At 35.3% G+C, this 16,242-nt stretch carries 14 protein-coding genes and 2 CRISPR repeat arrays (1 of these 16 only partly in view); all 14 genes read left to right on the plus strand.

Going from position 1 to position 16,242, the window contains the following annotated elements:
- The first annotated feature begins 66 nt into the window (after window positions 1–66).
- The 14 genes from BN3283_RS06240 (at window position 67) to BN3283_RS06310 (ending at window position 15,065) form a co-directional block, all read left to right on the plus strand.
- Entirely contained in the window at window positions 67–1,656 is a 1,590-nt protein-coding gene (locus BN3283_RS06240; RefSeq protein WP_059026103.1) for a S41 family peptidase, read from the plus strand.
- 144 nt (window positions 1,657–1,800) lie between these two features.
- Window positions 1,801–2,166, plus strand: a complete 366-nt coding sequence (locus tag BN3283_RS06250) for a DUF488 domain-containing protein (protein ID WP_041503751.1) — start codon at window positions 1,801–1,803, stop codon at window positions 2,164–2,166.
- 219 nt (window positions 2,167–2,385) lie between these two features.
- Window positions 2,386–3,111 carry a DUF5036 family protein gene (locus tag BN3283_RS06255; RefSeq protein WP_059026105.1) on the plus strand — a complete coding sequence of 242 codons (726 nt, stop codon included), beginning with the start codon at window positions 2,386–2,388 and terminating at the stop codon, window positions 3,109–3,111.
- A 510-nt stretch (window positions 3,112–3,621) separates the two neighbouring features.
- A complete protein-coding gene (gene cas8a1, locus BN3283_RS06260; RefSeq protein WP_059026106.1) occupies window positions 3,622–5,025 on the plus strand; it encodes a type I-B CRISPR-associated protein Cas8b1/Cst1 in 1,404 nt (467 codons plus the stop codon).
- Between the two features lie 10 nt (window positions 5,026–5,035).
- The gene (gene cas7i, locus BN3283_RS06265; RefSeq protein ID WP_059026107.1) at window positions 5,036–6,094 is read left to right on the plus strand and encodes a type I-B CRISPR-associated protein Cas7/Cst2/DevR; all 1,059 of its coding nucleotides are present in this window, start codon (window positions 5,036–5,038) and stop codon (window positions 6,092–6,094) included.
- A complete protein-coding gene (gene cas5b, locus BN3283_RS06270; protein ID WP_041503748.1) occupies window positions 6,091–6,762 on the plus strand; it encodes a type I-B CRISPR-associated protein Cas5b in 672 nt (223 codons plus the stop codon). The genes cas7i and cas5b overlap by 4 nt, the downstream gene beginning before the upstream one ends.
- A complete protein-coding gene (locus tag BN3283_RS06275) occupies window positions 6,759–9,032 on the plus strand; it encodes a CRISPR-associated helicase/endonuclease Cas3 (RefSeq protein WP_059026108.1) in 2,274 nt (757 codons plus the stop codon). The genes cas5b and BN3283_RS06275 overlap by 4 nt, the downstream gene beginning before the upstream one ends.
- Before the next feature lie 36 nt (window positions 9,033–9,068).
- Window positions 9,069–9,581 carry a CRISPR-associated protein Cas4 gene (cas4, locus tag BN3283_RS06280; protein ID WP_059026109.1) on the plus strand — a complete coding sequence of 171 codons (513 nt, stop codon included), beginning with the start codon at window positions 9,069–9,071 and terminating at the stop codon, window positions 9,579–9,581.
- Between the two features lie 36 nt (window positions 9,582–9,617).
- Window positions 9,618–10,622: a type I-B CRISPR-associated endonuclease Cas1b gene (gene cas1b / locus BN3283_RS06285; protein ID WP_059026110.1), complete on the plus strand. Its 1,005-nt coding sequence runs from the start codon at window positions 9,618–9,620 to the stop codon at window positions 10,620–10,622.
- The gene (gene cas2, locus BN3283_RS06290) at window positions 10,623–10,883 is read left to right on the plus strand and encodes a CRISPR-associated endonuclease Cas2 (RefSeq protein ID WP_041503745.1); all 261 of its coding nucleotides are present in this window, start codon (window positions 10,623–10,625) and stop codon (window positions 10,881–10,883) included.
- Window positions 10,884–11,102: 219 nt separating this feature from the next.
- Window positions 11,103–13,311: direct repeats of the CRISPR family, unit length 30 nt; unit sequence CTATTAATTGAACTAAAGTAGAATTTAAAT.
- A gap of 110 nt (window positions 13,312–13,421) precedes the next feature.
- Entirely contained in the window at window positions 13,422–13,637 is a 216-nt protein-coding gene (locus tag BN3283_RS06295) for a helix-turn-helix transcriptional regulator (RefSeq protein ID WP_041503744.1), read from the plus strand.
- Entirely contained in the window at window positions 13,634–13,963 is a 330-nt protein-coding gene (locus BN3283_RS06300) for a HipA N-terminal domain-containing protein (RefSeq protein WP_041503743.1), read from the plus strand. The genes BN3283_RS06295 and BN3283_RS06300 overlap by 4 nt, the downstream gene beginning before the upstream one ends.
- The gene (locus BN3283_RS06305; RefSeq protein ID WP_059026111.1) at window positions 13,963–14,904 is read left to right on the plus strand and encodes a HipA domain-containing protein; all 942 of its coding nucleotides are present in this window, start codon (window positions 13,963–13,965) and stop codon (window positions 14,902–14,904) included. The genes BN3283_RS06300 and BN3283_RS06305 overlap by 1 nt, the downstream gene beginning before the upstream one ends.
- 56 nt (window positions 14,905–14,960) lie before the next feature.
- Window positions 14,961–15,065, plus strand: a complete 105-nt coding sequence (locus tag BN3283_RS06310) for a CRISPR-associated endonuclease Cas2 (RefSeq protein ID WP_181416477.1) — start codon at window positions 14,961–14,963, stop codon at window positions 15,063–15,065.
- Window positions 15,066–15,284: 219 nt separating this feature from the next.
- Window positions 15,285–16,242: direct repeats of the CRISPR family, unit length 31 nt; unit sequence CTATTAATTGAACTAAAGTAGAATTGAAATA (it continues 127 nt past the right edge of the window).

Here is a 16,242-nt window from a genome sequence, read left to right on the forward strand (position 1 = left end):
TTTCTCTTCGTTACATTTGCATAATCTTTACGTAGAAGGATGAAAGAGAAATTAAAATAATACAATATGAGAAGAAGTTTATTATCGGCGGTTTTGATTGTGATCGCCTGTTTTAGCTGGGGAAGGGCAGACGCACAACGGGACGAAAGGGCCGTTCGCGAGCAATCCATCAAGTACCAGCGATTGATGCAAATGATTGATGCGGTATACGTGGATACCGTTAACCTGGGCAAATTGACGGAAGATGCTATCATAAAGGTATTGGCGGATCTGGATCCTCATTCCGTCTACATCTCCCGCGAGGAGGTGGAAGAGGCCAATGAACCCTTGGAGGGCGGTTTTTTCGGTATCGGTATACAGTTCAATATCTTGCGCGATACTTTGATGGTGGTGGACGTTGTACCCGGTGGACCTGCCGAAAAGGTGGGCATGATGGCCGGGGATCGTATTGTTGCGATCGATGGACAAAACGTGGCCGGGGTGGGATTGACCAACACGGAGGTCCGGAAGAGATTGAAGGGAGAGAAGGGAACCCGTGTGAATGTCGGCGTCTTGCGAGGTAACGAACGTTTTGATTTTAATATTATCCGGGATAAAATACCGATTCATAGTGTGGATGCGGCTTATATGATCGACAAAAACATCGGGTATATAAAAATCGCCCGTTTTGCGGCTACCACGGTTGAAGAGTTCGAGGAAGCCGTGAAAAAGTTGCAGGCTCAGGGAATGAAAGACCTGATCATCGATTTGCAGGGAAACGGCGGGGGATACATGGGGGCGGCCATAGGTATTGCCGATCACTTGCTGGACGGACGTAAACTGATCGTTTATACCGACGGGCAAGCCACGGGACGTATGGATGAGTATTCTACGCCTGCCGGGTTATTCCAAAACGGAAGAGTGGCTGTTTTACTGGATGGGAATTCGGCTTCTGCCAGTGAAATCGTTTCGGGAGCCGTTCAGGATTGGGATCGCGGTTTGATCGTGGGGCGTCGTTCTTTCGGGAAGGGGTTGGTACAACGCCAATTTCCTCTGACAGACGGCTCTATGGTGCGTTTGACCGTGTCTCATTACTATACACCTTCCGGCCGCTGTATCCAAAAACCTTATAAAGGAAAAGATTACCGGGCCGAGTTGTACGAACGTTACAATAGCGGAGAGTTGGTCAATGCGGACAGTATTCAGGTGACCGATTCTACTAAGTATTACACGAAAGAGAGACATCGTTTGGTATACGGTGGCGGTGGAATTATTCCCGATCTATTCGTCCCGATCGATACGGGAATCAACTACTCCTATTTCAACCACTTGATTGCCAAAAATGTGATTAACGATTTTATTTTGAACTACGTGGATAAAAACCGGGCGAGTTTGAAAAAACAGTATCCTCAGTTTGAAGATTTCCGGAAAAACTTCTGCGTGACCGAGGCGATGATCAACGAGATCGTGGCTAACGGAGAGAAACAGGGAGTAAAGAAAGACCAGAAATTACTCACCCCCGTTATTCCGGAGATGAAGCAATTTATTAAAGCTTTGATAGCCCGCGATCTCTGGGACATGAATGAGCTCTACATGATCACCAACGAGGACAATAAGGCACTGAATGCGGCTGTTAAAGCTCTGCACGATGGTACATACGATAAATTGATGAAATGATTTCGATCGACGAAACGAAAGTCCGTGATACCCTTAGGCTGTCACGGACTTTTTTTATAGACCGGAAACTCGTTAAAAACGTAACTTTTGGCCGGATAAACCGGTATGAATGGATATACGGGAAGCTGATAAAACTGAAGAGAGATGACGAAAATACAATTGAAAAGAGTGTATGACGATCCGGAAAAAACAGACGGAGTACGGGTCTTTGTGGATCGTTTATGGCCGAGAGGTATGAAAAAAGGAGACTTTCACTACGATATCTGGGCCAAAGAGATCACCCCGTCACCCGACCTTCGCAAATGGTTTCATGTCGATCCTGAAAACCGATGGAATGATTTTGCCTCTACATACGGGAAGGAACTGGAACATTCCGATGCGGCCCGCCAATTTGTCGAGGCTATCAAATCCTATTCCGTCGTCACCCTTTTGTATGCTTCTCGGAACAAAGAACACAATCACGCTGAAGTTCTAAAATCCTTCCTCGAAAAGGAGCTGTCAAAATCATAAATTTTACCATCCATTTAATTTTAAATTAGGTGAATGCTGAGATTAGGCGATTTTATGATTCAATCCCTAAATCTCCAAATTCTCAATCTTTACGTTGCTGGAATCTTTATTTTTGTTGTTAAATATCGAAGAGATTGGAACGAATGTCTAATATTTCTCTATTTTTGAGGCTGGAAACGAAGTAAAATTATCGTGTGTCAAACTAAAGTCAATTGAAAAATGGAGAAAAGAAATTTATGGGGAATGCTTTTGTTATTCCTGAGTGTGTGTAGTTTTGTAAGTTGTAGTGATGATGATAAAACGATTGTTGAGCCGGAGGGTACGATTACGTTGAATATGCTCAATGAAGATAACGGAAAGGTTATGCTCGGTCAATCCGGTGTCTACTTAAATAAATCGAATAACCTTACCGGAAGAGGGGTTTGGATATCCGATTTAGGAAGAATGCCCAATTTAGGCCATGTAAGCGATATAAAAGTATTGGCTACTGCCACGGAAATCGCAGCCACGGTTAGTCATGGCTACTTGATCTATTCTCAGGATATGATAATGGAATTTCCTTCGGGAAATAAAGCCTTCAGGGTAAAAGATACCTATTATAAAATGTACATCGAATCGGCTATGGAAGATAACACGGGAATAAAAGTGAAATACCTTCCCGTAACATTATCCAATGATGTTTTGCCAGAACCCGGAACGGATATCGGTTCTTTCGTTTATAATTACCGGTTGCAAATCGACATTACCCGCTTAAAGGATATCGAGTATATCATCCCGGATAATGAAGAGTATTTCGATTGTAGCATTTATGAAGAAGAGGAACAAGGAAAGGTCGTAAAATATCTGATTATAAATCAGATAAGAAATTATAGTTATCATAGAACCGTGTATTTGTACCTGCGAACGGGCAATACATTTACTTATTTGACTTTCACGGCCCAGTAAGTAATGCAATAAATTAAGAAGCCCCGGTAATTCAATGCCGGGGCTTTTTAATTATATGCCGATCGATACATGATTGACTTCAAAATAAATTTCGATCCTTATATTTCCCTATAAATAAAAAACACAATTGTGTTAAAATCTTTCTTGGGTAAATATTTGGCTAAAATAATGACGGTTTGTTTGTATGTTTAATGTCGTGTAAGGATAGTATAAATACTATCTGATGATCTTGTATTGTATAGTAAATAGTATACTTCATGCTGATTTGGTTTACGTAAAAGGAATATTACTCTTTTATTTTAAAAAATTATGTAATTTTTTTGATATTGTCGATATAGTAATTATATTCAAGGGCGAAATAAGTTTGCTATTTAATATGTGAAAATTCGGATGTATTTAAATAAATATGAATGGATAGTGTAGTGTATTATCTGGTGATAGTTTTGTCGGCGATCGTAAAAGATTAACTGAATTTGTGGAAAGAGTTTTGCAAAAAAAAATTAGAGCTATATGAATCAGCAAATAGAAAATGTAAATTATAGATGGTTGACAGAGCCGACGGGTGATCCTTTTGTCGATGCGGGGGGATATGCCTTGGAGGAGTTTGCCGAAAGATATCCGGATAAGGATATTTTGGAATTGATAGAAGAGGTATCTAAGATTTATGTCAATCGGTGGGAGGCTAAAATAAATCCTTTTTTCCTGAATTCTAAAATTACTCAACCCGCTTTTAAAGCGGACCGGAAGATAGAAGAGACAATGAAGTACTTTCGGGAATTGATAGAAGGGAAAGGGACTGTAGGAAAAGGAATTTGTCGAATAACCGGACAAAAAACAGAATTATTCGCAGCTGGTCGGGATAATTCCATTTTATCCGGTTCGGGAACATTTGTCAATTTTCATAATACGTTCGAAGCTGGAATTATGGTATCCAAGGAAGTATTGATTCGTAATCATTTTGTTCCTTTGGCTTGCATGTCATTGCAGGGACGAATAGCTTTGATTCATAGTAATGATAATAAATTGACCGCATTTTTCGCTGCTACTAATTGCAGCGAAAATTTGCATGCGTTGGCAATTAATGCTTCGAAAGGTATTTTAAAGTCTAAATACCGGGCTCCGACAACGGCACTTTTTCGCTTTATTGATAAGGTATTTGGAGATAGTGAACGAGAATATGAAATTAGGAATTATTCTTTGCTCCTTTATCATTTTACCAATTTCGGGGCTAGTCCGGAAGTGAAAATATACACGGTCCCTGCAACTTTGTTTAGTTTTTATGCTTTTACCCAAAGAGGAGAATATAAAGAAGATTGGAATCGATTTGTTGAAGCGTATTATCGGAATTCGGAGTATAAAGGAGCGAAATACAACGAGAGTACCCGGAATTTTGATTTTGAAAAAAAGGATAAAATAGAAAATATAAACTGCGTTGAGTATCGAACGTGGTTTAACCGGATTTACGAGTGTCTGTTAAACGAAGAATCTATTTTACCTTATATCAGAAATTGGAGTGAAAAACACGATTTTAATATAGAGATCGTAAAAAAATACCTAACCTTAATTAGAAATATGAAACAAGAAGCACAGAAAAAATTATTGCAATTAGCCGATTTTGTGATCGAAATTGAAGGGAAAGATCGGATAGGTAAGTGTATTCAACAAATTAAGAATGCCAAAACGTCTTCGGCTTTAAGTCGTTTTTTAATAAATAAAGTCCTCCCTAAGAATATGGAATTAAAAAATCCGCCGATTATCACCGTGGAAGAATATTGTCTCTATCTTTTTCCGGAAGATGTATATTGGAGAGACGTAAGGGATGTTTTCTTGATTGCTATTTATCAAAGATTACATGAAAAAGGCATTTATCTGAATGCAGAAGATATTGATGATGACGATAATATAAACGAATAAACATGCGACTATGAAAAATTTAAAAACACAGGGTTTTGTCCTTTTGGATGTGGATGTGGTAGCATTGAATAATGCCGGGAAAAGTACTTCGACTTTAAATGATAACGGTGTTGCCACGAAAACGATCATAAAAAATGGTAGAACATACGTCTATGTTTCCGGACAAGCTTGGAGATATTGGTGGCGTGAAGCGTTACAAAAGAATTGCGGATGGGTATTATCTCCGGTAATTCGCAATTCTAAAGTTGCTTACACGAATGCGGATCCTATTACGTATCCTGACGACGATGTGTTCGGGTATATGCGTGCCGCAACGGAGATAGTGAAGGACAATAAGGGAAAAGAGAAAAAAGAAAATATCACGGTAACACGTGTTTCGCCTTTGAGAAATTCTGCTATTGTATCTGTCGCATCTGTCTCTTTAGCCGAAAATTGGTCGAGTATGGCCCGTCAGGAAGGCGATTCCGTACCCTATACGAAACAGGAATATAGTGCCGTGATGAAAGGAATGTTTAGTCTGGATTTAAGTATGATCGGAACTTTTTCCAATTATAATAAAACCGGCTATATGAATCTGTCCGATACATTGAAGAAAGAAGCGATAGAGAAGGGTGGAGTAGAAATAGAAGATCCTTTTATCCGTAATCAAAAACTGATTCGATTGAAGGGTTCGGAAAGAATCCGCCGTGCTGTCGATACGATAAAGGCATTGAAACATATTTCAGGAGGCGCTATGCAAACGGATAATATGGGAGACGTAACTCCAAAGTTTATCATCTTGGCAACCACGAATACGGGCAATCATCCTTTTTCTCACGTGGCTTCTACGACTGGAATTCGAGATGGCATTGCGAGGTTAAATGTAAATGGTATAGAAGAGGTTATTAAAGATTATCGGGAGACTATTATAGGAAAAGTATATATAGGAAAGCGAAGCGGTTTTTGGGATGATGAAAATGAAAGTTTAAATGTTTTAGCCGAAAAACATAAAGATTTGATTGTTTTGGGAACAGTAAATGAGGTGATTGATGCTTATTGTGAACAAATAAAAAAACAATTGGAGGAATGAAATTATACCGAATCAAGATTAGTTCATGGACAGCGAGTTTCAGATATCCGAATATTCTTTCAGGGTATCAGCCGACGCTTGAAGTCCCGCCTGTAAGTACTGTGTTGGGCTTGATGAATGCTTGTGCTGGAGAATATTTGAATCATGAAAAATTGGAGATAGGATATTATTTTGAATATGGAGCTAAAGAAGTAGATTTAGAAACGATCTACCAGATCGAGAGAACGGACAAAGGAACGCCTAAAAATGAAGTAAAATCTAATGTTATAAAGCGGGAATTCTTGTTTGATTGTCGGTTGTATGTTTATTTAAGTGATGTTGCGTTAGTGACGTACTTTAAACAGCCCTATTTTCCTTTGGTATTGGGAAGAAGTAGCGATTTGGCCAGCGTAGAATTGATCGAGGAGATTGAATTGCAAGAAATTGTTGGTGCTGAACATATAAAAGGGCAGCTTGTCCCTTTTAAAGGAAATTTTTTACCGGGAGTAATACAGGTATTATCTAATTATTTTACCGACGAGATTCCGCGTAGAAATATAGGTCCGGAGCCCTATTCTGTCATTTCATGTTTCGGAAAAACCGGAAAAACAAACATAAAAGCATATAGGGATGTCATAGATAATTCTCCGGTAGATATCTATCTTCATCAGCTTATTTTTGAAAAATGAATATAGATACTAATTTTCAGGTTCTGGCAAAATCAGAACCTGAAATTACTTTAAAGCAACATATTGAAGATTGTTTGAATATTTATCGGCAATTGCGGTTTTGTTTTCCTAATTTGCCCGTATCGGACAGAGATCATTTTTGGAAACAACTGTATAGAGCTGTCGTTATGCACGATCTTGGCAAAGCTCACCCTGAGTTTCAGCGTTTGTTGCGAAAAATAAAGAAACACGAATGGCATCAACAAAGACACGAGTTGTTTTCTCTGTATTTTTTGTATGCTCTTAAAATAACAGAAGAGGAGAGAAAAGCATTGTCCTACGCTGTTGCGGGACATCATAAACAATTGAACGAGTTATTCGATTTTATCAGTAAGAATTACAAGACGGAAAACGAGAATGAACTGTTGGAAGAATACGTAGACGGATTAGTCGAGTTCATGCAGGAGTGTGCTAAAATCGATTATGCTATCGTCAAAGAACTTGTAGTTACCTATATAGGGACATGGAACGATGAAGTAGAAAATTTTGATATCAGTAACTGTATTCGTCGTTTAATGCGAGAGAGCCCCAATATCATAGATTCGGCATTTATGGACAGGTTATTATTGGTCGGGGGAATGAAGCAATGTGATCATATGGCTTCTGCGGGAATGCAAACTTTAGCACAATTAAAAACAGAAGATTTTGATTTTTTATTTCGTTATCCTTTATATTTCCACCAACAGATGGCCTTCCAAACTATTGGTAACGTGATCACGAATGCCCCGACCGGATCCGGAAAAACGGAAACAGCTTTGTTGTGGTTACGAAAACAAATGGAAGAAAGAGGACAAGGACGGGTATTTTATATTTTGCCATTTACGGCTTCGATTAATGCCATGTACGAGCGGTTAGATAAAGAGCTGAGTAAGGATGAAAAAAAGGTTGGAATGTTGCATGGTAAATTAGCTCAGTACTTGGAGTATCGGATGTCAGAGGAAGATGATGTATTATCTGGGGAAGAAAGGAAACAGTTATTGGAGGATTTCAAGTCTTTACAAATGCCTTTAAAAATTGTGACTCCGTTTCAATTATTAAAGCATCTATTTGGATTAAAAAGCTTTGAAAAAGGGATGTTTGAATGGAGTGGCTGTTATTTGATTTTTGATGAAATCCATGCTTATGATCCACGTATCTTTGCTCAAATTATCGTATTATTGAAATTTATGCTTCGTTATATGAACGCAAGGGTACATATCATGACGGCTACATTGCCTCAATTCATGTGTAAGGAGTTGGAGCAGGTACTGGGAGATTATACCCATATACAAGCTTCGACAGATTTGTATGAGAAATTTACACGGCATCGAATTCACGTACGAAAAGGAAAATTGGAAGATGCGTTGGATGAAATACAGGGAAGATTGGATAAAGACGGGAAGGTATTAGTTGTTTGTAATACTATAGCTGAATCTCAAAAAATATATCATGCTTTGGATGCCCAAAAGAAAGTATTATTACATGGATCGTTTAATGCAGAAGATCGTTTTGCAAAAGAGAAAATTTTAAAAGATCGTGATGTAAAGCTTTTAGTCGGGACGCAGGCTATAGAAGTAAGTTTAGATATCGATTATGATTGTATTTATACAGAACCAGCTCCTTTAGATGCCTTGATTCAGAGATTTGGACGGGTTAACCGGAAACGGGAAAAAGATTTATGTGATTGCTGTGTTTTTGAAGAGAGAAATGAGACTGATAAATATATTTATCGGGATGAAATCGTAATTTTTAAAACGTTGGAAGTTTTGATGAGAATAGAGCGAAAAGGGGGAGTAATCAAAGAGACTTATTTACAGGATGCTATTAATTTTGTTTATCCTGATTGGAATAAAGAAGCCAAAGAAGAATACGAACAGACTATGAATTTATTAGAATATGCGGTGTTTCATGAACTGTCTCCTTTAAAATATTCTTCTGAACGAGAGGAGCAATTTCATGAACAATTTACTGGAGTACAAGTATTACCAGTTGCTTTAAGAAGAGCGTATCAGGAGTATTTGGAGGCGAATCAATTCGTGAAAGCCGAGGGATTATTAGTGAATCTAAACGAGAGAAGTTTTGTCGGTTTATTAAAAAAGCAACAAGCATACGGTGAAAGATTTGTGTTTACATCTGGTCTAACGGGAAAAATGTATGATAAATATACCTATTTGATAAATAGGAAATATTCTAAAGAATTAGGATTGTTGAAAAATGAGATAGAGCAAGACGAAATAGACTGTTTTTTGTAAGAGAAAAACGATCAATTAGTGTAAAAACGAATATTTATGTATATAACAGCTACTCACGTCAACTATTATTATATTTGCTTGAGAAAACTTTGGCTTTTTGCAAATGGGATAAATATGGAACATACTTCGGATATCGTTACTGAAGGTAAATTAGTACATGAAACCTCCTATTCAAATAGAGCTGCTCGTTACGAAGAGGTTCGCATTGGAGGTTCGGTTATTGATTTTTATGATCCTCGTGATAGAGTTATTCATGAAATAAAAAAATCTTCGGCAAAAGAAGAAGCCCATATCTGGCAGGTAAAGTATTACATCAATCTTTTTGAGAAAGAAGGGATCGAAGGGGTTATTGGCCTGTTGGAATATCCATTGCTGCGGGAAACGTTGAGGGTTGAATTGGAAGAGGGCGACCGGGAAAGATTGCGGGAAATAGAAGTGGAGATTCTTAAAATAATAGAATCGGAAAATTGTCCGGAAAGAATACCTAAATGTAAATGTGGCTCATGTTCATATTATGAGTTTTGTTATGCCGGAGAAGAAGAAATATAAGATAAGCTGTTAGGTTATAATGGAAAAAGAAGATATATGAAAAGAACATATTATTTGTTTAATCCGGGACGCTTGATTCGAAAGGACAATACGTTAAAATTTACGCCTGTAGATGAGGAGGGGAGAGAAGGGCAACCTCGTTATATCCCTGTCGAAACAGTCGATAATTTATTTGTATTCGGCAGTTTAGATGCGAATAGTGCCATGTATAATTTTTTGGGTAAGAATCAAATAGCGGTTCATTTTTTTGATTATTATGAACACTATACTGGTTCTTTTATGCCTAAAGATTATTTGTTATCCGGTAGGATGCAAATTGCACAGATGAAACATTATATTCGTAAAGATAAACGAATGGCCATTGCCCGGCGATTTATTCAGGGAGCGGCTTTTAATATGTTGAAAAATCTGAAATATTATAACAATCGAGCCAAAGATACTTTGTCACAAATAAACAGGATCGAAAATTATATTCCTTTAATTGAAACTGCAATAGAAATACCTGAATTAATGGGAATCGAAGGTAATATCCGACAAACTTATTATGAGGCTTTCGATATTATTATCGATGGCTTCGTTATGGGTAACAGGAGTAAGATGCCTCCTTCGAATGAAGTGAACGCTATGATTTCTTTTGCTAATAGTATGTGTTATTCTGTTTGCCTGGATGCTATTTATCATACGCAGTTGAATCCAACAATTAGTTTTTTGCATGAGCCGGGAGAAAGGCGTTATTCGTTAGCATTGGATTTGGCAGAGATTTTTAAACCTATATTGGCCGATCGGTTGATTTTTTCGATGTTTAATCGTAAACAAATTCAGAAATCTGATTTTGATCAGAAATTAAATGGTTGTCTTTTAAAGCCTTCCTCTATGAAAAAAGTTTCTCAAGAATGGGAAAACAAAGTAAAAGAGACGATTAAACATAAAATGTTGGGTCGACATGTAAGCTATAAACACCTGATCAAGTTAGAGTGTTATAAATTGACAAAGCATTTATTGAATATAGAAGAGTATAAACCTTTAAAAATGTGGTGGTAAATGTATGTGATATTGGTTTACGACGTGGATCAAAAGCGAACCTCTAAGATGTTGAAATTATGTCGTCGCTATCTTTCTTGGATTCAGAATAGTGTCTTTGAAGGAGAAATATCCGAAGTGCAGTTGAAACAATTAAATGCAGAAGCTAAAAATCTTATGGAGGATAAAGATAGTTTGATTATCTTCAAAAGTCGGGATGAAAAATGGCTACAAAAGGAGATCATCGGGGATGAAAAAGCCAGCATTTCTAATTTTTTATGAAGTCGACCTCTTGTTTTAACGATTAAAAAGAGGGTTCCGTAAATGCATATTAACATAAAACGCTCTTTGAAATATTGATAATAAACGAATTAGATAAAGTAGTCGACCTCCCGGTAAAATCTACGAATTGGAGGTCGACTGAAAAATATCTCAAAGAATGGTCTATCGACAAAGTATAACTATTTGATTCTTTGTCGATTTTGTTTAAATTTATAACGACTATTAATTGAACTAAAGTAGAATTTAAATGGCAATAGCACAAAGATGCGAAAACATGGAAGAGGTCTATTAATTGAACTAAAGTAGAATTTAAATTATGTCTTTGATGCTTCTATTTGTTCTAGTAAGAATGCTATTAATTGAACTAAAGTAGAATTTAAATAAGAGCTTTTTATTGTTACTCAGGATCGTTTACTTGCCTATTAATTGAACTAAAGTAGAATTTAAATTAGTCGGATTTGTACGAATCCGACTATAGTTCAGGCTATTAATTGAACTAAAGTAGAATTTAAATTAATCACAAGAAAAAGAATAATCAATTACCTCACGACTATTAATTGAACTAAAGTAGAATTTAAATGGGTAAGCGTGACAAGCTTCGTTCTTTCATAGCAAGCTATTAATTGAACTAAAGTAGAATTTAAATGGTATAATCAATCTTCTATCCCTCCGGGAAGTTCTACTATTAATTGAACTAAAGTAGAATTTAAATCGGTAAACATACCATCCCGAGAAGGAATAGGATCAGGCTATTAATTGAACTAAAGTAGAATTTAAATTACTCAGATACAATACATGTAAATACTTTCTCATCACTATTAATTGAACTAAAGTAGAATTTAAATGGGTAAGCGTGACAAGCTTCGTTCTTTCATAGCAAGCTATTAATTGAACTAAAGTAGAATTTAAATAGATAGGACGAGACTCTGTAATAGAAGTAGCCTGAACACTATTAATTGAACTAAAGTAGAATTTAAATGAATACCATTGAACAGGAAAAGTAGCGGGAGTAAAACTATTAATTGAACTAAAGTAGAATTTAAATGAAGGAATATAATCCATAAGAGGAACAGCATGATACTATTAATTGAACTAAAGTAGAATTTAAATGAAAGGAATCGAAAAGACAATCGGCGAGCGATTGATCTATTAATTGAACTAAAGTAGAATTTAAATTAACTACTTCTTTTTAAGCCAACGAGATGAAAATAACTATTAATTGAACTAAAGTAGAATTTAAATTATATCTAAAATTATAATTGTAAATTAATAAATTACTATTAATTGAACTAAAGTAGAATTTAAATAAATATGTAGAGAAATTAGAAGAAGATAACAAAAGGCTATTAATTGAACTAAAGTAGAATTTAAATGTAGTGAATACCTCGTAATAGGAGTGTGGTGGCATACTATTAATTGAACTAAAGTAGAATTTAAATGGATCAGCTATAATTAAATCATCGCCGGTTATACCTACTATTAATTGAACTAAAGTAGAATTTAAATGGAGCAGCATGAGTAGCAAAAAATGCAAGCAAACGACTATTAATTGAACTAAAGTAGAATTTAAATGAGGCGATTGAAATTATTAACAAGTATAAGGGCAACTATTAATTGAACTAAAGTAGAATTTAAATTGTGGTAAGTGTCCTTCTTGTCTTGTTCGTAAGGCTGCTATTAATTGAACTAAAGTAGAATTTAAATTATACATATCCTTTTTTTCTTTAACTCGGACAGGCTCTATTAATTGAACTAAAGTAGAATTTAAATGAGAAGGAATAGGATCAGGAGACTGCAAAACAAAAGCTATTAATTGAACTAAAGTAGAATTTAAATTTTGATTTATTTCGTATATTTGTATTGTTGATAATAACTATTAATTGAACTAAAGTAGAATTTAAATTTGGTTGATCTTTCATATCACTCTCCATCTTTAACACTATTAATTGAACTAAAGTAGAATTTAAATAGTTTTTGCTTGGTTATGTTCCTCGCTATATTGCTTCTATTAATTGAACTAAAGTAGAATTTAAATGAGTCTGCATTCATTGATCCTCTCCGTTTTCGCTTTTCTATTAATTGAACTAAAGTAGAATTTAAATTAATTATTCCCATCAGCGCCGATATGCCAAATTTTACTATTAATTGAACTAAAGTAGAATTTAAATTCGTTCAAATTGTTGAATCTGTATCTGATCGTAAGGCTATTAATTGAACTAAAGTAGAATTTAAATAGGTGTAATCTATTTGGGCAGCAAGATATTCTTCACTATTAATTGAACTAAAGTAGAATTTAAATAATTTTCGCATTACCGGAAGAATCAGGAGAAACAGCTATTAATTGAACTAAAGTAGAATTTAAATAAAGTCTTTAATTATCTCTACCTCTTTACGTTCGCTATTAATTGAACTAAAGTAGAATTGAGATTTTTTATTTTATACCCTTTGGGGTGTAAAGAAGTTTTAGATTAATAGTTTTATACCCCATGAGGTATAATATGAATATAATTGCTATATTTGTACCTAAACGGGTATAATATGAAAAACCAAACTATAGCGGGATATGTAAAGCAAATGCGTAAAGAGACAGGGCTTACGCAAGTGGATTTATCTGAGAAAGCAGGTGTCGGTCTGCGCTTTGTTCGTGAGTTGGAACAAGGAAAAGAAACACTTCGATTAGATAAAGTAAATCAGGTTCTTATTTTGTTCGGAAGTGAAGTAGGTGTTGTACCGGCCAAAAGAGATAAGTTATGAAAAAAGCTGAGATCTATGTTGGCAATCAATTAGCCGGGATTTTGATTGAAGATGAGAATGGGTTCACATTCACTTATATGGATGAATATGTCTCGGAACATGATTCACAACCTGTTAGTTTAACTCTTCCTATTGTCTCGACACCTTATAGGAGTTCTGTACTATTTCCATTTTTTGACGGATTAATTCCTGAAGGTTGGTTATTAGCTATCGCAGAAGAGAGTTGGAAAATTAATAGCCGTGACCGCATGGCACTTCTTTTGGCTTGCTGTAAGGATTGTATCGGAAATGTGAGTGTTGTCGCTAAAAGAGAGGAGGGTAATTAATGAAGAGATGTTTATACTGTTATCGGGAGTTGGATAACCAAATGATGGATTATCATTCTCAATGTTCTAAAAAAATATATGGTTCGAAAGAACCTCCTATTCTTCCTTATAACAAGAAAGATTTAGTGAAACTTGCTAAAAAGGTCGTGAGGAGTCAAACTACACTTACGGGAGTACAGCCTAAACTCTCTTTAAATATTGAAAAAGCAGAGGGAGTTTCTAAAAGGTTTACTATCGTCGGCTTATGGGGATGCTATATCTTGAAGCCTCAGAGTCGATATTATAAACAATTGCCAGAGTTAGAGGATTTAACAATGCATTTAGCAGAAATTGCTAAAATTAGAGTCGTTCCTCATTCTTTGATCCGTTTTAAAGATGGGGAATTATGTTATATTACAAAACGTATTGACCGGAATGCAAGAGGGCAGAAGTATGCGATGGAAGATATGTGTCAGCTAACGGAAAAGCTTACTGAATATAAATATAAGGGTTCGTATGAGCAGATAGCTAAATGTATTCTCAAGTATTCCGCTACGCCTAAATTAGATGTGATTAACTTTTGGGAGGAAGTGCTTTTTGCGTGGATAACGGGAAATTCAGATATGCATTTGAAAAACTTTTCTTTATATAGCATAAAACCTTATAATTACGTGCTGACACCAGCTTATGATCTATTGCCTACTAAGTTGGTGTTTCCTTTGGATTCCGAAGAATTAGCGTTAACTCTCAATGGAAAAAAGAGAAAAATAGGTAAATCTGATTTTGTAATGGCTATGAAATTAACAGGATTGGAAAATAAAATCATTGGGAATATTTTTAAGAAGTTTGAAAAGGTTCTATCCAAATGGCTCGAATTTATTGATATTTCTTTTTTAGAGGAAAAAACGAAAGAAGAATTTAAAGAGCTCATTAAAAATAATTTTGAGTTAATGAAGGAATAAATATATAGATAATTGGATAGAGGTGTGAACAATTAAATATAGAGGCTAAAAATCTTATGGATGATAAAGATAGTTTAATCGTCTTTAAAAGCCGGGATGAAAAATGGCTACAGAAAGAGATCATCGGGGATGAAAGAGCCAGCATTTCTAATTTTTTATGATGTCGACCTTTTGATATAATGGTGAAAAAGATACACTCGAGAATAAAGAACGAAGCCTAAAGTTCTTTGACATATTGATAATAAGTAGATTAGGTGAAGTCGTCGACCTCCCGGTAAAATCAACGAATTGGAGGTCGACTGAAAAATACCTCAGAAAATAAGATACTGACAAAGTATAACTATTTGATTCTTTGTCTGTTTTAATTAATTTTATAACGGCTATTAATTGAACTAAAGTAGAATTGAAATGATATTAATCCGCTGGATTTACTTCGTTGGGAGTTTCTATTAATTGAACTAAAGTAGAATTGAAATATAAAACTTTTTGCTATGAAAACACATTCTAAAACTCTATTAATTGAACTAAAGTAGAATTGAAATTATACATATCCTTTTTTTCTTTAACTCGGACAGGCTCTATTAATTGAACTAAAGTAGAATTGAAATAGATATGAGGGTTACACTTAAAGAAAGCATAAGTAACTATTAATTGAACTAAAGTAGAATTGAAATATAAGGCACGCTGATTCGAAGGAGTATTATACTTATTCTATTAATTGAACTAAAGTAGAATTGAAATAACATATTTAAAAGCGAATCTGGAAGCGTAGAACTCTATTAATTGAACTAAAGTAGAATTGAAATTGTTACATCTAGGTCTTTTTCTTCTATTTTGAATACCTATTAATTGAACTAAAGTAGAATTGAAATATTTTGTTGAGTAGTCTCAAACATACCAGTCACAACTATTAATTGAACTAAAGTAGAATTGAAATGTAGCAGAAGTAAGACCACCAGAAGAAACACGGAAACTATTAATTGAACTAAAGTAGAATTGAAATATGTTCGAGATTTTTCGTATACTCATAATTCATCGCCTATTAATTGAACTAAAGTAGAATTGAAATAAATATGCGGATTACACTTAAAGAAAGCATAAGTAACTATTAATTGAACTAAAGTAGAATTGAAATAGGGTTTCATTAATAATTTCATGTGACTTAGCTTTCTATTAATTGAACTAAAGTAGAATTGAAATAGAGCGGAACCAGCAAGAGCAAGTCCACCGGACACCACTATTAATTGAACTAAAGTAGAATTGAAATAAATGCGCACGAAGTATCTCAGTATAACGAGAACCTCCTATTAATTGAACTAAAGTAGAATTGAAATAGCG

Origin of the sequence: Gabonibacter massiliensis (assembly GCA_001487125.1) — a bacterium.
In the GTDB taxonomy this organism is placed as follows: domain Bacteria; phylum Bacteroidota; class Bacteroidia; order Bacteroidales; family Marinifilaceae; genus Gabonibacter; species Gabonibacter massiliensis.

Bases quoted from the DNA above. Each gene is read 5' to 3' on its own strand.
- BN3283_RS06240 (WP_059026103.1), top strand. From the start codon at position 67: ATGAGAAGAAGTTTATTATCGGCGGTTTTGATTGTGATCGCCTGTTTT.
- BN3283_RS06250 (WP_041503751.1), top strand. From the start codon at position 1,801: ATGACGAAAATACAATTGAAAAGAGTGTATGACGATCCGGAAAAAACA.
- BN3283_RS06255 (WP_059026105.1), top strand. From the start codon at position 2,386: ATGGAGAAAAGAAATTTATGGGGAATGCTTTTGTTATTCCTGAGTGTG.
- cas8a1 (WP_059026106.1), top strand. From the start codon at position 3,622: ATGAATCAGCAAATAGAAAATGTAAATTATAGATGGTTGACAGAGCCG.
- cas7i (WP_059026107.1), top strand. From the start codon at position 5,036: ATGAAAAATTTAAAAACACAGGGTTTTGTCCTTTTGGATGTGGATGTG.
- cas5b (WP_041503748.1), top strand. From the start codon at position 6,091: ATGAAATTATACCGAATCAAGATTAGTTCATGGACAGCGAGTTTCAGA.
- BN3283_RS06275 (WP_059026108.1), top strand. From the start codon at position 6,759: ATGAATATAGATACTAATTTTCAGGTTCTGGCAAAATCAGAACCTGAA.
- cas4 (WP_059026109.1), top strand. From the start codon at position 9,069: ATGTATATAACAGCTACTCACGTCAACTATTATTATATTTGCTTGAGA.
- cas1b (WP_059026110.1), top strand. From the start codon at position 9,618: ATGAAAAGAACATATTATTTGTTTAATCCGGGACGCTTGATTCGAAAG.
- cas2 (WP_041503745.1), top strand. From the start codon at position 10,623: ATGTATGTGATATTGGTTTACGACGTGGATCAAAAGCGAACCTCTAAG.
- BN3283_RS06295 (WP_041503744.1), top strand. From the start codon at position 13,422: ATGAAAAACCAAACTATAGCGGGATATGTAAAGCAAATGCGTAAAGAG.
- BN3283_RS06300 (WP_041503743.1), top strand. From the start codon at position 13,634: ATGAAAAAAGCTGAGATCTATGTTGGCAATCAATTAGCCGGGATTTTG.
- BN3283_RS06305 (WP_059026111.1), top strand. From the start codon at position 13,963: ATGAAGAGATGTTTATACTGTTATCGGGAGTTGGATAACCAAATGATG.
- BN3283_RS06310 (WP_181416477.1), top strand. From the start codon at position 14,961: ATGGATGATAAAGATAGTTTAATCGTCTTTAAAAGCCGGGATGAAAAA.